Below are 22781 nucleotides of genomic sequence, written 5' to 3' on the forward strand. Positions count from 1 at the left end.
CTCGACGCCGTCGTCCGGTCCCGCCGTGCCGACGCCGAGCGGGCGCAGGAGACCTACAACGCCGCACGCCGGTCCGCCCTCGGGCTGGAGAAGCTCGAGGGGCAGCACACCAGCCGTGTCGCCGCCGAGGACCTGCGTGCCGAACAGACCGCGCTCGACGAGATCGCCGCGCGCCGCCGCACCGAAGGGGGGAAGCCGATGAGCATCGACGCCGTGCTCTCGCGGATCAGTGAGATCCGCAGCCGGATCGAGACGCTGCAGGGCGGTACCACCGTGCCGACGTCCGCCGCGTCCTCGTCCGCCTTCGCCGACGCCCTGGCCACCGCCACGGGTACCGGCACCGGCTCCGCCACGGCGGCGCCCGCCGCTCCGGCGAGCACGGCCGCCGCGTCCGCCGCCCCCCGCGACCTCCGTCGACGCCGGGCACGGCACCATCGCGACCGGCAGCGGCGCGACCGGGGACGACGTCGTCGCCGCCGCGAAGCAGTACCTCGGCGTCCCGTACGTATTCGGCGGCGAGACCCGGGCCGGCATGGACTGCTCCGGTCTCGTGCAGACCGTCTTCAAGGACCTCGGCGTGAGCATGCCCCGCGTCGTGCCGGACCAGGCCGACATGGGCGTCGCGGTGCCGTCGCTCGCGCAGGCGCAACCCGGTGACCTCATCATCCCGAAGGGCGAGGGGCACATCGTCATCTACCTGGGCGACGGCAAGGTCCTGCACGCGCCGCGGCCCGGCAAGGACGTCCGGATCGTCGACAACTGGTACTCGGACGGCGACATCGCCACCATCCGGCGCATCGTCCCCTCCGCCCAGGAGGCAGCAGCCGCTGCCGCCGCGAAGGCCGTCCCGACGGTCGGTGCAGCGGGGACGCCGAGCACGACCGACCTGCAGACCGCGGCACTCAAGTCGCTCCTCGCCGGGAGCGCCGCATGAACGCCGTGACCGCTCCGCCGTCCGGAGTCGCCCCGGGGGGTCGACGCGTCCCGTGGCCGGAGCACCAGCAGGCCGGACGCCGCTGCCGGCTTCGGACTGGCGTTGACGACCGCCGCCGCGCAGCTCGCCTCCGGGCGGTCCGACGAACGCGGTGTGGCCCGGGACGGCAGGACCTCGTCCGCGAGCCGGTCGTCGGCCGACACCGCCGCCCGACCGAGCGCCGACGCCGACGCCACAGCCCCCGCCGGCGACCCGTCGGTCGTCGACGCCGGTGTGGTCCCTCTCGGCGGGACCCTCCCGGTCGTGCCGACGAGTGGGACGGTGGCGTCGGGTACGCAGTCCGGTCCCGTATCCGCTGCGCCGGTCCCGGCGGCGAACGGTGGGACCCCGGGCGCTGCAGACCCGGGCGAGCCGACCACGGCCGGCCCGGAGACCGTCGCGGTGACGACCGGCGGTCCGTCCGCCGCCGTCGCTGCCGCTCCGACCGGCCTCGACACGGCGGGAGCACTCGCTCCCGCGTCCGGACCGTCCACTACCGCCGCCGACCGGTCCTCGACCGGCAGCGAGACCACTCGTGCCGCGGACGTCGTCACGGCCGACGGCGCCGGCGGGCCCTCGGGCCCCTCCGCACCGATCGTCGCCGTGGGATCCCCGGACGCCGGCGCCGCGGTCGCGACGGGCGCGGTCCCGGCCATCGCGGTCCCGGCAGCTGCCGCCACCGGTTCCCCGAGCGGCTCGACAGCGGGCGCGACGGGCAGCGGGGTCGGTACGCCGACACCGGTCGCCACGGCACCGTCGGCCACCGGGCAGTCCGCTCCCGCTCAGGCAGACCCGGCACCGGCCACTCCCGCCCTGTCCACTCCGGCGCTGTCCACCCCGCCGCTGTCCACCCCGCCGCTGGCGACCCCGGCGCTGGCGACCCCGGCCACGGCCGCTCCGACCACGGCCGGCGCGGCAGCCGGTGGCGCGCAGTCGGGCGCCGCTCGACCCGGCCACGCGGCGGGCGCAGCCGCTCCCGACCAGGGCGGGACGGGCCTCCCGGCCGTGACCGGAACAGACGCACCGGTCGTGCTCGCCGCCCCGGCGACCACCGGGTCGACCGCGTCGACCAGCGGCGCAACCGCACCCGCCGCCCCCCACCGGCACCGCAGCGCCGAACCAGCCCCTCACCCAGCAGCTCGCGCGACCGCTGTTCTCGCTCGCGGCCGCCGGTCCCGGTCAGCACGTCGTGACCGTGCAGCTGACGCCCGACGCGCTCGGTCCGGTCACGGTCCGTGCCCACGTCACGGGGCACGGCATGCACGTCGAGCTGTTCGCCGCCTCCGATGCCGGGCGCGATGCCGTCCGCCAGATCCTGCCCGACCTGCGCCGCGAGGCCGCGGGCGGCACGACCCTCGACCTGTCCGCCCAGAACCGGCCGGGCGGTGACCCGGCCGACGCCGGAGCCCGCGACGGCCGCCGGGGAGCAGGTCCGGACACGGTCCGCACCGACCCCCCGCCTGGCCGGCCGGGAGGCCCGCCTCACCGCTGCCTCCGACCGCCCCCTCCGCCTCGACCACCGTCCGCACCGCGGGACTCGACGTCCTCGCCTGACCGGCCACCACGACAAGGAACACGACATGCCACTCGACGGGATCACGGGCTCCGTGGACACCGCCACGCAGGCCGCCGCCCTCGCGGCCGACGCGGCGTCCTCGCGGTCGCAGACGATGGACTCCGAGGTCTTCATGAAGCTCCTCGTGACGCAACTCCGCAACCAGGACCCGTCGTCGCCGATGGACACGAACCAGATGATCAGCCAGCAGACGCAGCTCGCGATGATGGAGCAGATCACCAACCAGACCACGACGGCCAACGAGGGCTTCTCGTTGCAGATGCGCATGGCCGCCGCGAACCTCGTCGGGAAGCAGGTCAGCTACACCGACGCCACCTCGGGCAAGGCCGTCACCGGGACCGCGACCGCGGTGTCCTACGCCGAGAGCGTGCCGACCGTGACCGTGAACGGGAAGGAGGTCGATCTCGACGTGATCTCCGGTATCTCCACCGCCTCCGGCTCCTGACCCTCCCTCCTCCTCCTCCGCTTCCTCGTCCACGAAGGGACGCACCATGCTCCGCTCGCTCTACTCCGGCATCTCCGGCCTCCGCTCGCACCAGCAGATGCTCGACGTCACCGGCAACAACATCGCCAACGTGAACACCGTCGGGTTCAAGACCTCGACCACCGTGTTCCAGGACACCCTCTCCCAGATGACCCAGGGTGCCGGTGGTCCGCAGACCGGCATCGGCGGCACGAACCCCGCGCAGATCGGTCTCGGCGTGCAGGTCGCCGGTGTCTCGACCAACTTCGCCCAGGGCTCGGCGCAGGCCACCGGCAAGGCGACCGACCTGATGATCTCCGGTGATGGCTTCTTCGTCACCCGCCTCGGCAACGACACCGTCTACAGCCGCGCCGGCGCGTTCGACTTCGACGCCGACGGTCGCCTCGTCACCGCCGACGGCAAGATCGTGCAGGGCTACTCCGCCACCAACGGCGTCGTGAACGACGGCGGGCAGCTCACCGACATCACCCTGCCGCTGCAGGCCGCCGCACCCGCCACCGCGACGAGTGCCGCCACCGTGTCCGGCAACCTGCCGTCCGACACCGCGGTGGGGGGAGACCCTGAACCGCGACGCCACCGTCTTCGACCAGTACGGGACGAAGCACACCCTCTCGCTCGCCTACACGAAGACGGCCACCGGCTGGTCCGTCGCGGCCTCGAACGGGCAGGGCACCTCGGCCACCGGGACGATCGCCTTCGGCACCGACGGCAAGATCTCGCGCGGCGCCACCCTGCAGGTCGGTGGCATCGCGGTCGACATGACCCAGCTCACCGGCTTCGCGGCGCTGAACACCGCGTCGATCTCGTCGCAGAACGGCCACGAGGCGGGGTCGCTGCAGAGCTACTCCATCTCGAAGGACGGCACCGTGATGGGGACGTTCTCGAACGGCTCCTCGCTCGCCGTCGGACGGATCGCCCTCGCCACGTTCGCCAACCCGGCCGGCCTCGAGAAGACCGGGGCGTCGGGCTACCGCGCGACGGCGAACTCCGGCCAGGCGGCCGTCGGCGTCCCGGGGTCCGCGGGCGTGGGCTCCCTCGCGGCGGGCACGCTCGAGATGTCGAACGTCGACCTGTCGCAGGAGTTCACGAACCTCATCGTGGCGCAGCGCGGCTTCCAGGCGAACGCGCGCATCATCACCACCTCGGACGAGGTGCTGCAGGAGCTCACGAACCTGAAGCGCTGAGTCCACGGGGGCTCCGCCGGCTCCTGTCCAGGGGTGCTCCCGCAGTCCTGCGGGAGCACCCCTGTCCCCGTGGCGCGGCCTACGCGTCGTCGCTGGCGGGCCAGCGCGCGGGGAAGGCGGTGCGTCGGCCGACGAGCGTGAGCACGAACGCGACCACGCCGAGGACGGTCATCGTGGCGGGGAGCACGAGCCCGTCGAACGCCGTCAGGAGCAGGGCGCCGACGATGCCCGCGGCGAAGATCGCGACGTTGAAGGCGACGGGCAGGAACGCGCTGGCGACGTCCGCGTCATCACCGCCGGCGACGGTGAGGGCGGTCTGCAGTTGCGTCGACGCTCCTCCGAAACCGAGTCCCCAGAGCACCGCGGCGACGACGACCGCCGGAGCCGATGCGTGCACGGTGAGCAGGGTGACGGCGGCTGCGATGAAGACGAGGACGCTCGCGTGGAGGAGGGTCCGAGGGTGGCGGTCGATGACGGCTCCGGTGATCGCGACACCGAGGACGGAGGCGATGCCGTAGAGCAGCAGCAGCACGTCGACCCCGATGCCGTTCCCCGCGACGCGCAGGTACGGCTCGATGTACGTGTAGATGGTGTTGTGGCCGAGCATCCAGGCGGCGATGACGGCGAGCACGACCGCGACGCCGGGCTTGCTGATGACGCGTCGGACGGGAAGGCGCGAGGCGGCTGGTCGTCCCTCGACGTCGGGGACGACGACCACGATCAGCACCAGCACGATCATGCCGATGGCACTCAGGCCGCCGAATGACCACCGCCAGCCGAAGGCGGTGCCGAGTGCGGACCCGAGCGGTGTTCCGAGGGCGAACCCGAGCGGCGCACCCACGGACACGACGGCGAGCGAGAGGCCAGCACGGCTCGGTGGGCTGATCTTCCGGGCGTACGCGGCGAACATGCCCCAGACCACCCCGGAGGCGGCTCCTGCGAGCAGGCGGGATGCGAGCGAGAGCGCCACGACCCCGGACAGCGCGGTGAGGGTGTTCCCCAGCACCAGTACGGTGATCGCGGTGAGGAGCAGGGGCTTCCGGCGGAATCCGCGGGTGAGGGTGATCGCGGGGACCGTGACGACGATCGTGCCGAGGGCGTAGGCGCTGATCATCAGCCCGATGGTGCTCTCGCTGGTGCTGAGGCCGCTGGCCATCGCGGAGAGCAGCCCGGCCGGCATCGTCTCCATGGTGACGAGCACGAACCCCATGGCGGTGAGGAGGAACAGGCTGAGCCATGGCATGCGTTCCGGTGCGGCAGTCCCAGCAGGCGCCGCCGTCATCGCGTCGTTCGTCATGTCGTTCCTCTCGATCGGGGGGAAGAGGCGGCCCGGTGGGAGTGGTCCCGCCGGGCCGCTGGGATCAGCGGTAGTAGCTCGGTCGGCGCAGGGCGTCGTGCCGCTCGAGGGCGTGCACCTCGTCGTCGGTGAGCTCGATGTGCACGGCCGCTGCGGCGTCGGAGAGGTGGTGCTCCTTCGTCGCGCCGACGATGCGCTGTGCGGCGTCGCCACCAGCGATGAGCGCCGCCACGGTGACGAACCTGCGGTCCCTGGCAGCGAGGCCGGGCCGGTTCCAGACGTCGTCGAACAGCACGTCATCGGTGAGGGCGGCGAGCTTCGGGGCGATGTCGCCGATGGCGCGGCGACCACCGCCGACCTGGCGGGGCTGGTTGCTCATCGGGTGGTACCTGCGGACGTGTGCGCGGCCTGGTACTGCTCGTCGGTGACGGGCTCGAGCCAACGCGTGGGGTCGGAGCCGTCCTCGTTCACGTCCAGCAGGGCGAGGTGCGCCATCAGGGTGTCGTCGGCAGCACCGTGCCAGTGTTCTTCCCCAGGCGGGGGCCACACGGTCTCGCCCGCGCGGATCCGGACCACTCGCCCGTCGCGGGTGCCGACGAAGCCGCTGCCCTCGACGCCGTGCAACGTCTGTCCGACGTCGTGGGAGTGCCAGTTGGAGCGAGCTCCGGGCGTGAAGCGCACCAGCGCGGCAGTGAGTCGGGAGGGTGCGGTCGGCCCGGTGATGGGGGGTCACCCACACGTCACCGGTGAAGGTGGCGCCGGGGCCGTGCGCCGTGGGCGTCACTGATCTGTGTTCCATGATGATTCCTTCGGGATGCTGGTGGCCGGTCAGAGGGTGAGGAGCACCTTCGTGGCGCGACGCTCGTCCATGGCCTTGTAGCCCTCGGCGGCCTGGTCGAGCGGGAGGGTGAGGTCGAAGACCTTGCCCGGATCGATCTCCCGGTCCCAGATGAGCTGGATCAGCTCAGGCAGGAAGCGGCGCACCGGCGCGGGGCCACCGTGGATGCTCACACCGCACCCGAACAAGGTGTCGCCCGTGATGGTCAGGTCGTGGGAGACGCCGACGAAGCCGAGGTGCCCACCGGGGCGGGTGGCGCCGATGGCCTGGTCCATGGCGCCCTGCGTGCCGACGGCTTCGACCGTGCTGTGCGCGCCGAGTCCGTCGGTCAGTTCCTTCACCATGGCGATGAAGTCGTCGCCGCGCTCCTCGAGCACGTCGGTGGCGCCGAAGTCGCGGGCCAGCGCCTGCCGGTGCGCGTGACGGCTGGAGACGATGATCCGGTCAGTGCCCAGCTGCTTCGCCGCGATCACCGCGCAGAGTCCGACCGCGCCGTCGCCGACGATCGCGACGGTCTTGCCGGGGCCGACCTCGGCGGCGACGGCGGCGAACCAACCGGTGCCGAGCACGTCCGACGCAGCCATCAGCGACGGGATCAGGTCAGCGTCGGGCAGCCCGGGCGTCTTCACCAGGGTGCCGTCGGCGAGCGGAATGCGTGCCTTCGTGGACTGCGTGCCGATCGTACCCATCAGGACCCGGTGCGTGCAGAAGGACTGGTACCGGGCCTGACAGATCTCGCACGTGTTGTCGGAGGCCCAGAACGACCCGACGACGAAGTCGCCGGGCTGCACGGTCGTGATGTCGGCACCGATCTCCTCGACCACGCCGACGTATTCGTGGCCCATCGGCCAGTGGTCCACTGGCTCAGCGCCTCGGTACGGCCACAGGTCGGAACCACAGATGCACGTCGCTGCCAGCCGGATGACGGCGTCGGTGGGCTCGACGATCGTCGGGTCTTCGCGCTCTTCGACGGTGACGTCGCCGGGCGCGTTCATGACCACTCCACGCATGGGACTGCTCCTTGTTCGGGGACACGGCACCGGGCGGGGTGCCATGTCCTCCACTCAAGCGGTGGCTGCGCAGAAGAGGGAGTTCCTGGTGTGGGGTGTACGGAGAGAGGACCCCACACCGCCGAGGACGGATCGGGGACGGGAAGGATCAATCGGTGCGCGTCGCCGAGGCCGCGGTCCACGACGCGAGCAGCTCGAGGGCGTGCGCGGTCGGGGACCCGGGTTCGGCTGCGTAGATGGTCATCGACAGGCCGGGATCGGAGAGCATGTCGACGCTCTCGTACGCGAGGTCGAGGTCCCCGACGACGGCGTGGTGGAACAGCTTGCTGCCCGCGCCGTGGAGGCGTACGTCTTGGCGGCCCCACCGCTGCCGGAAATCGGCACTCCGCGTGGAGAGCTCCCCGACGAGGTCCTGCAACGCCTTGTCGTGCGGGTCGCGACCGGCCTCCGTCCGCAGGATCGCGACGGCGGTGTCCGCGGCGACGTCCCAGTTCGGGTAGAAGCCATGGCTGTCGTCGTGCAGGAAGGTGTAGCGGACGAAGTTCGGCGTCTCCCCCCGGGTAGGCGTCGTAGAGGGCGGCGTGCATGGCCTGACCCAAGTGGTTCGCTGCGAGCAAGTCCATGCGACCGTTCCGGATGATGGCCGGGGCAGTGATGCTGTCGAGCACCCACTGCAGCGCCGGGCGTGGCTTCCACTGCTTCGCGGGACGCCGCCGAGGCCGCATGGCGGCGGCGGTGCCGTCGGCGGCCTGAGCGAGGTGGAACAGGTGCGCACGCTCGGCGTCGTCCAACTGCAACGCACGAGCCAGGGCGTCGAGCACCGACGCGGAGACGCCGGCGAGTGCACCGCGCTCGAGTTTGGCGTAGTACTCAGGGCTGACCCCGGCGATGGTCGCGACCTCACCGCGTCGGAGACCCTGGACGCGACGCACACCGGACACCTGGATGCCGGCCTGCTCCGGGCTGATGCGGGCCCGGCGCGAGGAGAGGAACTGTGCAGCGTCAGCGTGGTCGTCCATGTCGAAGCACGATAGGCGATCGGCAACCGGGCAGGCACACCCTGCCGGTACACGTCGCGGCCCCTGTACGGGACCATGCCAGTGCCATCGCAGGGCACGCCGCCGTCCATCCGCCACCAGACCCGGCGCTCTGCGCTGCACTCGTCGCGGGCGGCAACGTGGATCATCTCCGGCTGGCGCTCCGACGTTCCGTCCGTGTAGGGTCACGATCACTGAGGTAAAAGGCGCTGCTCTGTGTGGCGCACCAGCACGCGGCATCGAACGAGTCGCCACTTCTTCTCGCGAAGGAGTGTGCCCCGTGTCGCCCAGCCCCTCTCGTCTCTCCGATGCCTGGGTTGCCCTGGCGGGTCTCTCGTCGGTGTTCCTGTTCGAGATGCTCGACAACTCCGTGCTCAACGTCGCCCTGCCGAGCATCGGCCGCGACCTGAGGTCGTCGACGACGGGCTTGCAGTGGGTGTCGGGCGCCTACTCGGTGGCGTTCGGCGGGCTCATGCTGCTCTTCGGCGCCGTGGCCGACCGTGTCGGCCGTCGCCGGGTGATGCTGTCCGGCCTCGTCCTGCTCGCGGTGGCGAGCTTCGCCACCGCAGCGGTCACGACGACCGGGCAGCTCATCGCCGTGCGGGTCGTGATGGGCATCGCCGCGGCGATGACCACCCCCGGGTCGATGGCGTTGGCGTTCCGGCTCTTCGACGACGAGGGGCTCCGCGTGCGGGCGCTCACCGTCATCTCGACCGCGGGGCTCGTCGGACTGGCCGTCGGCCCGACGGTGGGCGGGTTCGTCCTCGCCGTCGCCCCGTGGCAGGTGCTGCTGCTGGCCGACGTGCCGATCGCGCTGCTCGCCCTCGTCGGCATCCGACTCGGGGTCGCCCGTGACGAAGCGTCAGCCCTCCGGCGCGACCCGGTCGACGTCATCGGCGGGCTGCTGGGTACCGCCACCGTGACGGCAGCGCTCGTGACGCCCACCCTCCTCGTCCACCCGGGGGAGCACCTCCCCGTGGGGGGTGGACCACCCTCGCCCTGGCCGCGGTGGCAGCGGCGGGCTTCGTCGTCCGCGAACGGACGGCGCCGCACCCGCTGATCGACCTGCACCTGCTCGCCCGACCGCTGGTGTCCAGCGGTCTCGCGTTCAAGGCCGCGTCAGGACTCGCCGTGGCCGGGTTGTCGTACCTCGTGACGCTGCAGCTGCAGTTCGCCTGGGGGTGGCCGCCGGCACTGGCTGCGCTGGGGACCCTGCCGCAGGTCGTCGTCCTGCTGGCCGGCGGCAGGTTCGTCGGGCCGATCGTCCACCGGGTCGGCCTCGGCCGGGCTGCGTGGACGAGCGCAGCCGCGGTCGTGTCGGGCCTCGCCGTCTTCGGCGCCCTGAGCCGCCTCGGCTACGTGTGGGTGCTCATCGCGCTCGTGCTCGTCGCCGCCGGTATGCGGGTCGTCGGCGTCGTCGCCGGCGCTTCGGTGCTCTCGGGTCTGCCTGCGGACCGCACCTCGGTCGGTGCCGCTCTCGTCGACACCTCGAGTGAACTCGCCGGGGGGCGCCGCGGTCGCCGTGGCGGGGACCGTCGTCGCCGCCTTCGTCACCGGGAGCATCACCACGTCCGGGTGGACGGCCGTACGCTCGGGCGCGTTCCAGGACGGCCTCGCCGTCGCAGGGCTCGGGCTCGCCGCCGTCGCCGCCCTGCTCGTCGTCGTCGGGATGCTCCGGACACGGATCGGCGACCGACCGGAGGACGCCGGCGGCGTGGACACTCCAGACGACGGCACCGCCCCGTCCGCCCAGACCGCCCCGTCCGCCCAGACCGCCCCGTCCGCCCAGACCGCCCCGTCCGCCCAGACCGCCCCGACCGCCCCGTCCGCCCCGTCCGCCCAGACCGCCCCGACCGCCCCGACCCGTTCGACCACCCAGACCGAGGAGACCACCCGTGCCTGAGACCACCGCCCTGCCCCGCCCGCCGTTCGACCCCGAGTTCGTCCCGTTCCTGACGGCCATGGACGAACGCGGCCGGTTCCACCTCACCACCGCGATGCTGCCGCAGATGCGACAGCTCGACATGACGGAGGCGCAGCTCGACGAGGGACTGCGCGCCCGCGGCCTCGAACGGCGCAGCATCACGGTCCCCGGACACCTCGGCGAGCCGATCGCCCTCGCCGTCGTCCAACGGATCGGCCGGACCGGACCAGCCGCGTGCGCCTACGCGATCCACGGCGGCGGCATGGTGTTCGGCCACCACCTCGGCAACCTCGACTCCTACAACGAATGGCTGCTCGTGCACGACGTCGTCCTCGTCAGCCCCGACTACCGTCTCGCCCCCCGAGCACCCCGACCCCTACCCGGTCGAGGACTGCTACGCCGGCCTCGTCTGGACCGCCGAGCACGCCGACGACCTCGGCATCGACGCGGAGCGCATCGTCCTCGTCGGACAGAGCGCCGGCGCCGGGCTCGCCGCCGGCACCGCGATCCTCGCTCGTGACCGGCAGGGGCCGGGCGTGATCGGGCAGGTGCTCGTCAGTCCGATGCTCGACGACCGGGACGCCACCGTGTCGGCACACCAGTTCGACGGCGTGGGTGTCGCCGACCGGGAGATGACCGGGTTCGGCTGGGACGCGTACCTCGGCGACCGACGCGGTGGCGACGACGTGTCCGTCTCCGCCGCCCCCGGCCGCGCGACCGACCTCACCGGGCTGCCGCCGGCGTACGTCGACTGCGGCAGCGCCGAGGTGTTCCGGGACGAGACCGTGGCCTACGCGAGCACACTCTGGGCGGCGGGCGTACCGGCGGAGTTGCACGTGTGGCCGGGAGCGTTCCACGGGTCGACGAGCATGGTGCCGGAGGCGGTCCTGTCGCAGCGAGCCGTCCGTGCCCTGCGGGAGTGGACCGGACGCCTCCTGGGGACCACCGCCTGACGGGACCCGGGCGGGCGCGCCCCCCCTCGTCGGGGGGAGGACGGTCCCGGGCCGTCTCCGCCCGGGACCCGTAGGCTCGGTGGTGGATCCGCCGGTGCACGGGGCGCACGGCGGGAGGCAAGGGGGGAACCACATGTCCGTCACGTCCAGGATCACCACCGCAGCAGCGGCCGCCGTGCTCGTCGCCGTCGCACTGTCCGGCTGTGCCGGGAACGGGGGGCACAGCGCCGCGGGCCGAGCGGTCCGCCCCGACGACTCCGGCGTCGACGACACCGACACCGGTGTCGCCGACGCGCACACCGACGGCGGAGGCGGCACCGCCCACCGACCTGACCTTCGAGGACGGCGCCGGCCTCTCCGCCAGCACCCTGCCCGCGTTCAGCCTCGAGGTCTCGGGACTCGACGGGTGGGAGCAGACCGGCGAGGACCCGACCGCCGGGTCGCGGGAGTACACGAACGCGGACGGTTCGGTCGCCACGATCACGCAGCAGCGCATCACCGACCTCGACCCGGCCATGGGCGACCGGGCGGCCACGGTGCAGATGTTCACCGCGGCGGGCCTGCCGGCCGAGCAGCTCGAGGAACAGCTCCTGCCGACGATGACCGGTGGCACGGCTCAGTTCCTGTCGATCGCGGGGCAGGGCAGCGACGGGTCGTGGTCCGCGACGGTGGCGCGCGCGTTCGCGAAGCCCGGAGCGGCGCTCATCGTGAAGGTGCGGACGTCCTCGCAGGAGGCGCTCCGCCCGGACCTGCACGACGTCCTCGTGCACGCGCAGGTCGCCCTGACCTGACCTGATCGTCGTGCGCTCGACCGGGCCGGTCAGCACGACGTGGCCCGCCCGGACCTGCTCAGCTCGGGCGCAGGGCCGCGAGCCGTGCGAGGGTCCCGGGCTCGGGCGCCCACCCGAGGAGTTCCTCCGTCCCGCCCACGTCGTAGGTGCGCTCGAGACCGAGCTGCCGGACCGAGTACGGGGGAGATGCCCGACCGGCCCCGGGCGACCGCGGCGACGTGCCGAGCGGTGCGCATCGGCACGTGCACGACCCGCAGCGGCCGGCCGACGACGGCCCGGAACGCGTCCCCGATGGGGACCGGGTCGTCGTCCGTCACGTTCACCGCGTGCGTGCCGTCGACGTCGGCACGCAGTGCGGCGAGGACGGCGGCGGCGAGGTTGTCGACCCAGGTGAGCGCGTGGGGCGCGCGTCCGCCGAGCGGGAGCGGCAGCACCCCGTACCGCGACGCACGCAGCACGCGGGGGGAGCAGCGTGGCGTCGCCGGAACCGTAGACGGCGTGCGGGCGGAGGATGACCGCCGACGCGCGGCGGGCCGCCACGAGCTGCCCTTCGTTCGCGAACTTCGACTCACCGTAGGTGCCGTACCAGCGGTAGCGGCCCGTCGCCTCGGCCGGCTGGGCGCGGACGGACGGGCGAGCGAGGTTGTACACCGAGGACGAGCTGACGTGGACGACCCCGCCCGTCGTGAGGGCGAGCGCGGATTCCATGATCCGGGAGTTCCGGTCGAACATGCCCCGGTCGAACCCGTCCCGGACCTCCGCTGCGCAGTGGACGAGCGGCACGTCCCCGAGCCGCGGCACCCGGGCGCGACCGGCGGCGAGGTCGACGTGGACGTGCTCGTCGGCGCCGCCCCGACCGGGACGGCGCCCGAGGTCGATGACGTGGTGCCCCTCCCGCTTCAGGGCCGAGATGACCCGGCCCCCCGACGAACCCGCTCCCGCCGGTGACGGCGACGGTGCTCGTCACGGCGTGCGCTCCGCACGGACGACGAGCCGGCTGTAGGAGGCGGCCATCGTGCGCTGCTTCCGCACCCGTGACCGGACCCGGAGCGGACCGACCGCCGCGGCCGCACGGGCGAGCGCCGCCGCGAACACCTCCGCCTCGAGCGCGGCGAGCGGCATCCCGATGCAGAAGTGCGCTCCGGCGCCGAACCACAGCTGCCGCATCTCCTTCGGCACGGGGCGGGAGGGGTCGAAGTCGCCGGCCCGGGCACAGGCGAAGATGTTCGCGAGGATGATCCGCTCCCCGGCACGGACACGGACGCCGTCGACGCGGTGGTCGCGGAGCACGCTGCGGATCATGACGGGTGAGGGCACGGTGACGCGCATCGCCTCCGCGACGGCCGCGGGGACGTCCTCGGGGTGTCGGGCCAGGTGGTCGAGGTGGCCGGACTCGATGAGCAGGTTCGTGAAGCGCGGGACGAAGCTGACGATCGTCTCGGTCCCGGCCACGATCATCGCGGTGACGACCGACACGGTGTCCTCCTCGGTGATCCCCTCGGCGCGCATGAGCGCGGGGACCGTCCCGGGAGCGGCCGCTCGGTAGGCGGCGCGGGTGCTCGCGTTGAGGACGGCGAGCTTCTCGTGGACCACCGCGAGTTGCGCGTCCGAGAACTCCTTCGTCGTCAGGGTGACGAAGCCGAGGATCTCCCGGGCCCGGGCGAGCTGCGCCGCGGCGTCGTCCTCCGGGTACCCGGTCAAGCGACAGATGATGAGCGCGGCCGCGCGTTCGATGACGGCCACGACGTCGACGTCCTCGCGTCGGCCCATCGCGTCCTCGAACCGGTCCATCTCCGGGGTGAGCACCTCGTCGACGATGCTGCGGAGGAACCGCTGCGAGAACAGGGGGGTGAGCTTCCGGCGCAGGTGCGCGTGCTCCTCCCCGTCCATGTTGAGCAGGCCCCTCGGACCGATGATGGGCGTCCAGAGCCGGTCCGAGCCTCCCGGCCCGACCTTCGAGTAGGTGACCGGGTCGAGGAGGATCTGTCGCATCCGCGCCGCGTCGCTCACGACGACCCCGAGACCGGGGACCCGCACGACCCGGCCGAGCCGGGTGATCCCGCGGAGCGCCAGGTAGCCGGCACGGTGGGCGTGCAGGACGACGCGGCGGTCCTCCCGCGTGGCTCGTCGCGCGGCACGCGCGTCGATGCCGGTCACGGTCGGACGTCCACCGTGCTCGTGGACCGCGGGCGGTACCGGTGGCCGGCGTACCAGGCGAGCGACCGGACGATGCCCCACACGGCGATCCGGCGGACGGACATCGTGACGACCATCTCGCGGTGCAGGCCGTACCGGTCCGTCACCCGCCGGACGGCGTTGGTGAGGTCACGGTCCTCGTGCGTGTCCTCGATGGCGGTCCGCGGGAACCCGCCGACGCGCTCGTACAGCTCGCTGGTGATGGCGAGGTTGTTCCCGGCGACCATCACGTAGGGGCCCTGGTACTGCCTGCCGCGGTTCTCCGGCAGGAGGCGCCCACACCAGATCGCGACCTCGTTGACGACGCACAGGAACCGGTAGCGGAGCGGCCCGACCGGGAGGTCGTCGCGCCGTGGCAGCGTCAGGCCGCCGAAGAACAGGTGGTCCGTCTCGGCGAACAGGCGCTTGACGGTGGCGGTCCAGTCCGGTGCCGGGAGGCAGTCCGCATCCGTCCGGACGAGGTGCGTGCACCCGGCGGCGATCGCGACGCGGGCGGCGGTGTCCGATGCGGCACCGGTGCCCTTCTGCCGCTCGACGACGACCTGCCAGGACAGGTCGTGCCGACGGACGTGGTCGGCGACGATCCGCTCCGTGCCGTCGGTCGACCCGTTGTCGCAGACGACGACGGTGAAGTCCGGGTCGACCTGGTCGCGGAGCGCGTCGAGCAGACCGGGGACGAGGCGCGCCTCGTTCCAGGCGGGGACGATGACACCGAGACGGATGCCGGCGCTCGTCTCGGGTGTGTCGGACGGGACGGGACGGGACATGGTCGCTCTCCGGACTGACGGAACTCGTGCGCGCGGTGCCGCCGAGGCGGGGTCGTGCGCGGACGGCTCGTCAGGCGACGGAGGACATCCCTGCGGCACCGGAGGTCCCGGGGTGCGCTGCCCTCGAGATGCCCTCGGCGGTCGACCGTGCTGCGTCCATGTCGGCGACCGCGCGGTCCCCGATGGCCCGGTCCGGACGTCCCAGGTGCCCGAGGGCCCGACGTCGGCGGCGGTCCTGCAGCTCGAGGACGACGAGTGCGGACACGATGAGCACGGCCACGGCGGTGAGTGTCAGGACGACGATCACGGTGTTCCCCCCCTTCCCGGACGATGTCCGGTAGGGACAACCTAGCGGCCCGGGGACCGCTGCTGGGAACGGTCTCCTGGGAGTGTGTCGGATCGTCCCGGGGGGACTGCCGTCCCGGGGACTGCCGTCCCGGGGGGACTGCCGGTCAGGCGCCGTCCGGCGCGACGGTCGGCGGCCCGGGGACGGCGACCTGCACGGCACTGATCCGACCCGCGCGTGTCTGCGCGGTGGTGGCCGGGTCGTAGCTGTCCGCGGTGGCGAGGTACAGCGTCCGGCCCTCGGGTCCGCCGAGCGCGCAGTCGATCGCGCAGAGGCCGGGGGCGTCGATGCGGTCCGTGACCTCGCCGCCCTCGACGACGCGCAGGAACTCGCCCGTGTCGACCGAGCAGACCCAGATCGCCCCCCCTCGCTGTCCACCGTGCTCCCGTCCGGTGTGACTCCCTCCGGCAACGCCGCCCACTCGCGTCGTCCCGTCAGGCTGCCGTCCAGCTCGATGTCGAACGCGGTCAGACGGCCGCCCCAGGTCTCGCTGACCACCAGGGTCCGCGTCCCGGGCAGCACGTTCGCACTGTTCGGGAACACCAGTCCGTCCGCGGCGAGCCGGGAGGAGCCGTTCCGGTCGATCACGTACAGCGGGCCGGGGCGCAGCTCCTCGCCGCCGTACAGGTCGTACCCGAACGCGCCGATGTACGTGCGGCCGCTCTCCGGGTCGACGACCAGGTCGTTCAGGAGCGACGGCTCGGTGGCGGACAGGTCCGCGAAGACGCTCGTCGTCCCCACGGCGTCCACCGCCACGACCGTGCGGGACTCCATCGCGCTGACGACGAGCCGTCCGTCGGGCAACCACCCGAGCCCGGACGACTGGCCGTCCACGGTGGTCTCCAGACGCGGCCCGTCCTCCGTGCCGGGGTCGATCGAGAAGACCTCGCCCGTGTGCATGTCGGAGTACCAGAGCCGCCCGCGGTACCAGCGGTTCCCCTCGGGGAAGCGGATACCGGTGACGACGTCGGTCGCGGACTGCAGGGTGGTGTGCACACCGCCAGCCTGCCACCCAGCCCGGCGTCCGCGCACGGGGAAGACGTGTGCCGGACGACCGGGCTCAGGGCCCGATCGGCTTCTGGGTGAGCGTGAACGCGATGCCACTGAGGTCGATGGACTGCCCCTTGCCCGTCGTGACGTCCGACGACAGCCCGATCGTGAAGGTGACGTCGAGGACCGAGGTGCCGTCCGTCGGTGTCACGGTCCATGAGGTGCGGCCCGCGGGCGCGAGGCTCGAGCTGGTGGAGGCGAGCGACAGGGACTGCGTCGACGCGGCGATGAGTTCCGCGTCGCCCGTGATGCTCTGCGGCACCCAGGTCAGGTCCGCCGTCAGGTCGTCGCCGGTCGCCGTCACGTCCAGCGTCTGGTGGAACTGGTACGCGTTGCCGGGGACCATCCGCACCGTCGTGATGTCGACCACGTCCGACCGACCGTTCGTGATGTCCGTCCACACGCCGTCCGGGTTCGCGGACAGCGCGAGCGTGCCCGAGGAGACCGTCGCCGGACGGGTGGAGGCCTCGGCGTTCCAGAGCGCGAAGGTGCCCGCGCCGCCGAGGAGGAGAGTGAGGCCGCTGGCGCTGGCGACGACACCGGTGACGATCTTGTGCATGGGAGCCCGTTCGGGTCGGGTCGGTGGATGCCCCGACCGTACCGGTCCCCAGAAGTGCGGACACGGGACGCCCTCCGCTTCGTGCGGCCCCAGATCGAGGGGCACGCGCACCGCTGGTCAGACGGGAGCCGGCAGCTCCAGACCCGACAGCTCGCGCATCACCGAGTTGAGGTGCCACTGGTCGCGGAACAGCCCGTACCGGTCGCGGTCGGTGGTGACGATCTCGAGGTCGCGCCGCTTCTCGAGGATCGCGAAGTCCGCGTCCGTGACGGTGCGGACCATCGTCCACGGCAGTGGCTCGACCCGGACGGCGGTGCCGAACTCGGCCATCAGGCGTGAGGTGAGGACCTCGAGCTGCAGGGACCCGATGACACCGACCATCGGCGCCTGCGCGGTCCGGCGCTCGGAGTGCAGCAGCTGGACCACGCCCTCCCCGGCGAGCTGCTGCATGCCCTTCCGGAACTTCTTCGCCGTGCTCGGGTCGGTAGGGGCGACCGTCGCGAACATCTCGGGTGCGAAGCGGGGGAGCGGCTCGAACTCGACCGGTTCCTCGCTGAAGAGCGTGTCCCCGGGGTGCAGCATCGTCGCGTTGACCAGGCCGACGACGTCGCCGGGCCAGGCGAGGTCGACGGTGTCGCGCTCGCGTCCGAACACGCTCAGCGCGTGCTTCGTGTTGAACCGCCGACCGGACTGGGCGTGCGTCAGCATCATGCCGCGGTCGAACCGCCCGGAGCAGATCCGGACGAAGGCGACCTGGTCGTGGTGGGCGGGGTCCATGTTCGCCTGCACCTTGAACACCTGCGCGGCGAACGGTTCGGTCACCGGGCGGGCGGCACCGTCCGAGGTCCGGCGGGGCAGGGCGGCGGGTGCGGCGTCGCGGAGGAAGCGCAGCAGGTCGACGGTGCCGACGTGCTTGGTGGCGACGCCGAAGAACACCGGCATGCTCATCCGGTCGTGGAAGTCGCCCTGGTCGGGCAGGCCGCGGACCTCACGGGTGAGCTCGACCTCCTCGACGGCGGTCCGCCAGGCGGCACCGAGCAGCTCGGCCGCCTCGTCCGCCGACCGCTCGGTCGTGACCGGCAGATGCCCGCCGCCGCTCGACTCGAAGGTCGTCAGCGTCCCCGTCGCGGTGTCGACGAGGCCCTGCAGGTGCCCGGCCTCGCCGACGGGCCAGGTCACGGGCGTCGGGGTCCGACCGGTGCGCTCCTCGAGTTCGTCGAGCAGGTCGAGCGCCTCGCGTCCGGGCCGGTCCCACTTGTTGACGACCGCGATGACCGGGATGTCCCGCGTGCGGCAGACCTCGAACAGGCGGATCGTCTGCGCTTCCATGCCCTTGGCGGCGTCGATGAGCATGACGGCACAGTCGACGGCGGCCAGTGCGCGGTAGGTGTCCTCGGAGAAGTCGGCGTGACCGGGGGGTGTCGACGACGTTGATGAGCGTGCCGCCCGCGTCGAGCTGCACGACGGCGGAGCTGATGGAGATCCCGCGACTGCGCTCGATCTCCATCCAGTCGGAGACGGTCGCTCGGCGGGTCGCCTTCCCCTTGACCGCACCGGCTTCGTCGATGGCGTCAGCGGCGAGGGTCAGCGACTCGGTCAGGGTCGACTTGCCGGCGTCCGGGTGGGCGATGACGGCGACCGTGCGGCGGCGCTCCGCTTCCCGCTCGATGACCGTGGCCTCCGCCGTCATGCCGAGACCCGGCCGTGGCGTCGTCCGACGGTGTCCTCTGGGTGTTCCGGCATCTGCACCCGACGACGATACCGACTGCACCCGACACCAGACGAACGACGGGGGGTAGCCGTCGCCGGACGGGCGCCGGTATGACCGGTTGCAGCAGGACTGGCTCCTGGCGAGCGACATCGCGACCGTCCTCGTGGTGCCGCTCACGTCCGACACCGCCCTGGAGGCGTTCCGCGGCAACGTGTTCGTCCCACGTGAGACGTCCGGGTCGGAGAAGGACTCGGTGGCGGTCGTGTCCCAGATCGGTCCGGTGAGCCGCGAGTACCTCGACCCGTACCCGGCGGGCCGTCTGCCGACCTACCTGCTCCGCGAGGTCGGTGCAGGGGCCCGGCTCGTCACCGGGATCTGCAGCAGCACGCCGTCACCGGTCGAGCCGGACCACCGGCCCGGCGGCGGACTGCCCACCGGCAGCGGAACGCCCGTCAGGCCGCCGCCGCACCGACCGTCGACGGCTCCGTCCGGAGCGCCGGACAGTGCTCGGGTGTCGGGTGCTCGCTGATGTCGATGACCTCGTCGAGGCGGTCCCGCGCCGCCGTCAGCTCGGCGAGCTGGGCCGTGATCCGGTCGCGCTCGTCACCGGCTCGAACCGCGGCATCGGACGCCGCTTCGTCGAGCAGCTCATGGAGCGCGGCGCCACGAAGGTCTACGCGACCGCACGCCGTCCCGAACTCGTGGACGTCCCCGGCGTGACGGTCCTGCCCCTCGACATCACCGACCCCGCGTCGGTCGCGGCGGCAGCAGTCGCAGCGCCCGACGTCACGCTGCTGGTGAACAACGCGGGCATCTCCTCCTCCGGATCGCTCCTCACCGACGACCTCGCCGACGCCCGCCGCGCGGTGGACACGCACCTGTGGGGCACCCTCGAGGTGGTGCGTGCGTTCGCCCCCGTGATCGAGCGGAACGGCGGCGGTGCGATCGTCAACGTCCTGTCGGCGCTGTCCTGGTTCGCCGCCCCCGGCGCGGGCGGCTACTCCGTCGCGAAGGCCGCCGAGTGGAACATGACGAACGCCGTCCGCCTGGAGCTCGCGAGTCGCGGCGTGACGGTGCAGGGCCTCCACCTCGGCGCCGCGGACACCGACATGATGGCCGGCTACGACGGCCACATGACCGATCCGGCCGACGTCGCCCGCGCGTCGCTGGACGGTGTGCAGGCCGGCTCGGCCGAGGTCCTCGTCGACGACTGGAGCCGCATGGTCAAGGCGTCCCTCGCGGCCGACCCGACGCTGCTGACCGACCAGCTCGGCTGACCGGCCGCGGGCGGCACCGCCCGGGGCCGGACGCGGCCCGGGCCGGACGTGGCCCGAGGTGGACGGGAGGCCCGGCGCACGACGTGTGCAGCGCCTCCCGTCCGTCGATGCGGGAGGATGGGGACGTGGACGGACAGGGACAGCAGCCGCGCTGGCGGACGACGTGGTCGATGGTGCAGGTCGGGGTCCTCACCGCTGCGGTGGTCGGGTGCATCGTGCTGCTCCTGACCGGCGACGGGAGGCTCGACCGGGTCTACGCGGTCGCGCTCGTGTTCTTCGGGATCGCCCTGCTCGGCCACGTGACGTTCCTGGTCCTCACGAAGCGGGCCGAGCGGGGGGCGCTGAGCCGCTCCGGACGCGCTGTGGCCGCGCCGCTGCTCCGCGCCGTTGCTCCGCGCCGCTGCTCCGCGCCGCTGCTCCGCGCCGTTGCTCCGCGCCGCTGCTCTGGGGCGCGGTTCGCTGCGTGGACCAGGCGTGAGCGCGCACACCACCGCCCTGGCAAGCTGTGCTCCTCATGGAACTCATCGCACCCGAACTCGTCGTCGTGCTCGTGGTCGCGATCGCCGTCGCCACCGCCGTCTCGAACCGCCTGCGTGTCGCGCCCCCGGTCCTGCTGCTCGCCTTCGGTGCGGGGATCGCGTTCATCCCGGTGTTCCGCGAGGTCGAGCTGCCCGCGGACGCCGTGCTGCTGCTGTTCCTGCCGGCACTGCTGTACTGGGAGAGTCTGACGATCTCGCTCCGGGAGATCCGTGCGAACCTGCGCGGCATCGTCCTGATGGGGACCCTCCTCGTCGTGCTGACGGCCGGCGGGGTCGCGACGCTCCTGCACCTGCTCGGCATGCCGTGGGGTCCGGCCTGGGTGCTCGGTGCCGCGGTCGCCCCGACCGACGCGACCGCCGTCGGTGCGCTCACGCGGTCCCTGCCGCGGCGGAACACGACGGTCCTCCGGGCCGAGTCGCTCGTCAACGACGGCACCACGCTCGTGATCTACGGCATCGCGGTCGCGGTGACGGCGGGGGGAGCAGGAGCTCACCTTCTGGAACGTGTCCGGGATGCTCCTGCTGTCCTACGTCGGCGGGATCGCCGCGGGGCTGCTGACCTCGTGGCTCGGGATGCTCGTCCTCCGTCGGGTGCACGCGGTCGTGCTCGAGAACCTGCTGACGCTGCTCGTGCCGTTCGCCGCGTTCCTGGTCGCCGAGGCGGTGCACGCGTCCGGTGTGCTGGCGGTCGTCGTGGCGGGCCTGGTCGTCAGTCAGGTCGCTCCGAAGCTCGACCGGGCGGAGACCCGGCAGCAGGTGCGGTCGTTCTGGTCGTTCGCCACGTTCCTGCTGAACGGCGCGCTCTTCGTGCTCGTCGGCATCGAGGCGACGATCTCGGTCCGGGCCCTGACGGGCGGCGAGATCGCGGTCGGCCTCGGGCTGATCGGCGCCGTGTCGGTGGCCGTCGTCGTGCTCCGCTTCGCGTTCCTCAACCTCACCTGGGGCACGGTGCGGCTCGTGACGCTCCGAACGGGAGGCTCGCCCCGCGAAGGACACCGCGACCGGTTGGTGAGCGGGCTGACCGGGTTCCGCGGCGCGGTCTCGCTCGCGGCTGCGGTCGCCGTCCCCCCGGATGGTGGAGAGCGGCGCCGCGTTCCCGGACCGGGACCTCATCGTCTTCGTCACCGCCGGCGTCGTCGTGGTGACGATCGTCGGCCAGTCGCTCGTGCTGCCGGCGGTCGTCCGCTGGGCGGCGTTCGACGGCAGCAACGAGGTGGTCGAGGAGCGTCGGTCCGCGGAGCGCGTCGCGATCGAGGCGGCGCTCGACGCCCTGCCGAAGCTGGCGCGCCGCGTCGGCGCCGACGCCGAGATCGTCGACAGGATCCGCGAAGACTACGAGGGCCACCTCGCGCTCGTGAAGGCCGAGGAGAGCGACGACGACGACCACCCGTTGCTGCAGCAGCGCGGGACGGCGGTGGAGCTCGAACTGGCGCTCGTGCGACTCAAGGCGGCCACGGTGCTGCGGCTACGGGACGAGGGGGGAGATCGACGACCTCGTGCTCCGACAGGTCCGTGCCGAGTACGACGCCGAGGAGACCCGGCTGCTCCGCCTGGACCAGCGCGGCTGACCGGCTCGACCAGCGCGACCGACCGGCCACGCGGACTGTCCGGTGACTGCGCGGTCGCTCGCATCAGGTGAGGGTGCCGCGCTCGAGGGTGAGCACCCGGTCGGCTGCGGTGAGCGCCTCGGGGTCGTGGGCCGCGTGCACGACGACCGCACCCCGGCCGGCTTCGGCGGCGAGGGCGTCGAGGACCAGCCGGAGCGAGCGCGCGTCGACGCCGGCGGTCGGTTCGTCGACGAGCAGCACCGCGGCCTGCTGCGCGAGTCCCATCGCGACGAGTGCGCGCTGGCGCTGCCCACCGGACAGTGTGTCGAGCGGGCGGTCGGCCAGCCCGACGAGGTCGAGGCGCGCCAGTTGCTCGTCGACGACCGCGCGGTCGCGGGGCCGCAGGGGGGCGCCACCACGGCACGGATGCCCACCGGCCCATCGCCACGGCGGCACGCACGGTGAGCGGCGGGCCCGGGGTCGACACCGACTGCGCGACGTGCGCGACCGAGCGCGGCGACACGCCGCTGACGGTGCCCTCGGCCGTGGGGAGCACCCCGGCGACCGTCTCGAGCAGGGTGGACTTGCCGGAGCCGTTCGCGCCCGCGACGACCGTCACGGCGCCGGGCTCGAAGACCGCGTCGGCTCGGTGCAGGACCGCCCGCTCACCTCGTCGGACGGTCACGGAACGGAGCTGAACGGATCGGGGCGACACCTGAGCA

General features: G+C 72.8%; 22 protein-coding genes and 10 pseudogenes. 14 read left to right on the top strand and 18 right to left on the bottom strand.

Annotation, left to right across the window (positions count from 1 at the left end):
* Positions 1-532: 532 nt before the first annotated feature.
* The 4 genes and pseudogenes from DEJ15_RS19545 to DEJ15_RS10285 all read left to right on the top strand — a co-directional run bounded on the left by DEJ15_RS19545 (position 533) and on the right by DEJ15_RS10285 (position 4217).
* The gene (locus DEJ15_RS19545; protein WP_502866094.1) at positions 533-934 is read left to right on the top strand and encodes a C40 family peptidase; all 402 of its coding nucleotides are present in this window, start codon (positions 533-535) and stop codon (positions 932-934) included.
* A gap of 1189 nt (positions 935-2123) precedes the next feature.
* Positions 2124-2297: pseudogene (locus tag DEJ15_RS18385) on the top strand (flagellar hook-length control protein FliK); the annotation flags it as partial.
* A 61-nt stretch (positions 2298-2358) separates the two neighbouring features.
* Entirely contained in the window at positions 2359-2994 is a 636-nt protein-coding gene (locus tag DEJ15_RS10280) for a flagellar hook assembly protein FlgD (RefSeq protein ID WP_284174950.1), read from the top strand.
* A gap of 46 nt (positions 2995-3040) precedes the next feature.
* Positions 3041-4217 (top strand): annotated as a pseudogene (locus DEJ15_RS10285) (flagellar hook protein FlgE).
* Positions 4218-4296: 79 nt separating this feature from the next.
* Here the strand turns inward: DEJ15_RS10285 and DEJ15_RS10290 are convergent.
* The 6 genes and pseudogenes from DEJ15_RS10290 to DEJ15_RS18395 all read right to left on the bottom strand — a co-directional run.
* The gene (locus tag DEJ15_RS10290) at positions 4297-5514 is read right to left on the bottom strand and encodes an MFS transporter (RefSeq protein ID WP_110825496.1); all 1218 of its coding nucleotides are present in this window, start codon (positions 5512-5514) and stop codon (positions 4297-4299) included.
* Positions 5515-5578: 64 nt separating this feature from the next.
* Positions 5579-5893: a carboxymuconolactone decarboxylase family protein gene (locus tag DEJ15_RS10295; RefSeq protein WP_258365954.1), complete on the bottom strand. Its 315-nt coding sequence runs from the start codon at positions 5891-5893 to the stop codon at positions 5579-5581.
* Positions 5890-6138 carry a cupin domain-containing protein gene (locus DEJ15_RS10300; RefSeq protein WP_284174951.1) on the bottom strand — a complete coding sequence of 83 codons (249 nt, stop codon included), beginning with the start codon at positions 6136-6138 and terminating at the stop codon, positions 5890-5892. Before DEJ15_RS10300 ends, DEJ15_RS10295 begins: the two co-directional genes overlap by 4 nt.
* Positions 6139-6342: 204 nt before the next feature.
* Positions 6343-7362 carry a zinc-dependent alcohol dehydrogenase family protein gene (locus DEJ15_RS10305; protein ID WP_110825498.1) on the bottom strand — a complete coding sequence of 340 codons (1020 nt, stop codon included), beginning with the start codon at positions 7360-7362 and terminating at the stop codon, positions 6343-6345.
* Positions 7363-7510: 148 nt separating this feature from the next.
* Entirely contained in the window at positions 7511-8014 is a 504-nt protein-coding gene (locus DEJ15_RS18390; RefSeq protein WP_349814879.1) for an MmyB family transcriptional regulator, read from the bottom strand.
* Positions 7968-8795: pseudogene (locus tag DEJ15_RS18395) on the bottom strand (helix-turn-helix domain-containing protein); the annotation flags it as partial. The gene DEJ15_RS18390 and the pseudogene DEJ15_RS18395, both read right to left, overlap by 47 nt.
* Here DEJ15_RS18395 and DEJ15_RS10315 point away from each other — a divergent pair.
* The 5 genes and pseudogenes from DEJ15_RS10315 to DEJ15_RS10335 all read left to right on the top strand — a co-directional run bounded on the left by DEJ15_RS10315 (position 8680) and on the right by DEJ15_RS10335 (position 12067).
* The gene (locus tag DEJ15_RS10315) at positions 8680-9459 is read left to right on the top strand and encodes an MFS transporter (protein ID WP_284174952.1); all 780 of its coding nucleotides are present in this window, start codon (positions 8680-8682) and stop codon (positions 9457-9459) included. The pseudogene DEJ15_RS18395 and the gene DEJ15_RS10315 sit on opposite strands and share 116 nt — an antisense overlap.
* Positions 9460-9891: 432 nt before the next feature.
* Positions 9892-10302 (top strand): hypothetical protein, encoded by a 411-nt coding sequence (locus DEJ15_RS10320; protein ID WP_284174953.1) that lies wholly within the window; start codon positions 9892-9894, stop codon positions 10300-10302.
* On the top strand, positions 10295-10843 hold the full coding sequence (locus DEJ15_RS10325) for an alpha/beta hydrolase family protein (protein ID WP_284174954.1): 549 nt from the start codon (positions 10295-10297) through the stop codon (positions 10841-10843). Before DEJ15_RS10320 ends, DEJ15_RS10325 begins: the two co-directional genes overlap by 8 nt.
* A pseudogene (locus DEJ15_RS10330) lies at positions 10740-11276 on the top strand (alpha/beta hydrolase fold domain-containing protein); the annotation flags it as partial. The gene DEJ15_RS10325 and the pseudogene DEJ15_RS10330, both read left to right, overlap by 104 nt.
* A gap of 281 nt (positions 11277-11557) precedes the next feature.
* The gene (locus DEJ15_RS10335) at positions 11558-12067 is read left to right on the top strand and encodes a hypothetical protein (protein ID WP_110824869.1); all 510 of its coding nucleotides are present in this window, start codon (positions 11558-11560) and stop codon (positions 12065-12067) included.
* Positions 12068-12096: 29 nt separating this feature from the next.
* Here DEJ15_RS10335 and DEJ15_RS10340 read toward each other — a convergent pair whose 3' ends face one another.
* The 10 genes and pseudogenes from DEJ15_RS10340 to DEJ15_RS18410 form a co-directional block, all read right to left on the bottom strand.
* Positions 12097-12525, bottom strand: a complete 429-nt coding sequence (locus DEJ15_RS10340; RefSeq protein WP_284174955.1) for a hypothetical protein — start codon at positions 12523-12525, stop codon at positions 12097-12099.
* 79 nt (positions 12526-12604) lie between these two features.
* Positions 12605-12979: pseudogene (locus tag DEJ15_RS18400) on the bottom strand (hypothetical protein); the annotation flags it as partial.
* Between the two features lie 51 nt (positions 12980-13030).
* Positions 13031-14224, bottom strand: coding sequence for a cytochrome P450 (locus tag DEJ15_RS10350; protein WP_110824871.1), 1194 nt, complete (start codon positions 14222-14224; stop codon positions 13031-13033).
* Positions 14221-15030 (bottom strand): glycosyltransferase family A protein, encoded by an 810-nt coding sequence (locus DEJ15_RS10355; RefSeq protein ID WP_110824872.1) that lies wholly within the window; start codon positions 15028-15030, stop codon positions 14221-14223. The genes DEJ15_RS10350 and DEJ15_RS10355 overlap by 4 nt, the downstream gene beginning before the upstream one ends.
* Positions 15031-15100: 70 nt before the next feature.
* Complete coding sequence (locus DEJ15_RS10360) at positions 15101-15337, bottom strand: hypothetical protein (RefSeq protein WP_110824873.1); 237 nt, start codon at positions 15335-15337, stop codon at positions 15101-15103.
* Positions 15338-15482: 145 nt separating this feature from the next.
* Positions 15483-15797, bottom strand: coding sequence for an SMP-30/gluconolactonase/LRE family protein (locus DEJ15_RS10365; RefSeq protein WP_284174957.1), 315 nt, complete (start codon positions 15795-15797; stop codon positions 15483-15485).
* Positions 15797-16276, bottom strand: a pseudogene (locus DEJ15_RS18405) (SMP-30/gluconolactonase/LRE family protein); the annotation flags it as partial. The gene DEJ15_RS10365 and the pseudogene DEJ15_RS18405, both read right to left, overlap by 1 nt.
* 160 nt (positions 16277-16436) lie before the next feature.
* Positions 16437-16985: an alternate-type signal peptide domain-containing protein gene (locus DEJ15_RS10370; RefSeq protein WP_110824875.1), complete on the bottom strand. Its 549-nt coding sequence runs from the start codon at positions 16983-16985 to the stop codon at positions 16437-16439.
* Between the two features lie 117 nt (positions 16986-17102).
* Entirely contained in the window at positions 17103-18338 is a 1236-nt protein-coding gene (locus tag DEJ15_RS10375; protein ID WP_349814689.1) for a GTP-binding protein, read from the bottom strand.
* A gap of 121 nt (positions 18339-18459) precedes the next feature.
* A pseudogene (locus DEJ15_RS18410) lies at positions 18460-18846 on the bottom strand (GTP-binding protein); the annotation flags it as partial.
* Between DEJ15_RS18410 and DEJ15_RS10385 the strand changes: the two are divergent.
* The 5 genes and pseudogenes from DEJ15_RS10385 (at position 18815) to DEJ15_RS10405 (ending at position 22151) form a co-directional block, all read left to right on the top strand.
* Positions 18815-19225, top strand: coding sequence for a type II toxin-antitoxin system PemK/MazF family toxin (locus DEJ15_RS10385; RefSeq protein ID WP_110824877.1), 411 nt, complete (start codon positions 18815-18817; stop codon positions 19223-19225). The pseudogene DEJ15_RS18410 and the gene DEJ15_RS10385 overlap by 32 nt on opposite strands.
* A gap of 49 nt (positions 19226-19274) precedes the next feature.
* Positions 19275-19973 (top strand): SDR family oxidoreductase, encoded by a 699-nt coding sequence (locus tag DEJ15_RS10390; RefSeq protein WP_110825192.1) that lies wholly within the window; start codon positions 19275-19277, stop codon positions 19971-19973.
* Between the two features lie 514 nt (positions 19974-20487).
* Positions 20488-20985, top strand: a pseudogene (locus DEJ15_RS10395) (cation:proton antiporter domain-containing protein); the annotation flags it as partial.
* A 40-nt stretch (positions 20986-21025) separates the two neighbouring features.
* Positions 21026-21520 (top strand): annotated as a pseudogene (locus tag DEJ15_RS10400) (cation:proton antiporter domain-containing protein); the annotation flags it as partial.
* 64 nt (positions 21521-21584) lie between these two features.
* Positions 21585-22151, top strand: a complete 567-nt coding sequence (locus tag DEJ15_RS10405) for a cation:proton antiporter family protein (RefSeq protein WP_284174959.1) — start codon at positions 21585-21587, stop codon at positions 22149-22151.
* On the opposite strand, the gene DEJ15_RS10410 is transcribed toward DEJ15_RS10405, so the two are convergent.
* Together DEJ15_RS10410 and DEJ15_RS18415 are read right to left on the bottom strand one after the other, a co-directional pair.
* Positions 22144-22515 carry an ABC transporter ATP-binding protein gene (locus DEJ15_RS10410; RefSeq protein ID WP_284174960.1) on the bottom strand — a complete coding sequence of 124 codons (372 nt, stop codon included), beginning with the start codon at positions 22513-22515 and terminating at the stop codon, positions 22144-22146. The two genes, DEJ15_RS10405 and DEJ15_RS10410, sit on opposite strands and share 8 nt — an antisense overlap.
* Positions 22516-22645: 130 nt before the next feature.
* A pseudogene (locus DEJ15_RS18415) lies at positions 22646-22774 on the bottom strand (ABC transporter ATP-binding protein); the annotation flags it as partial.
* Positions 22775-22781 lie beyond the last annotated feature (7 nt).

It is taken from the genome of Curtobacterium sp. MCJR17_043, from assembly GCF_003224315.2.
GTDB lineage: Bacteria > Actinomycetota > Actinomycetes > Actinomycetales > Microbacteriaceae > Curtobacterium.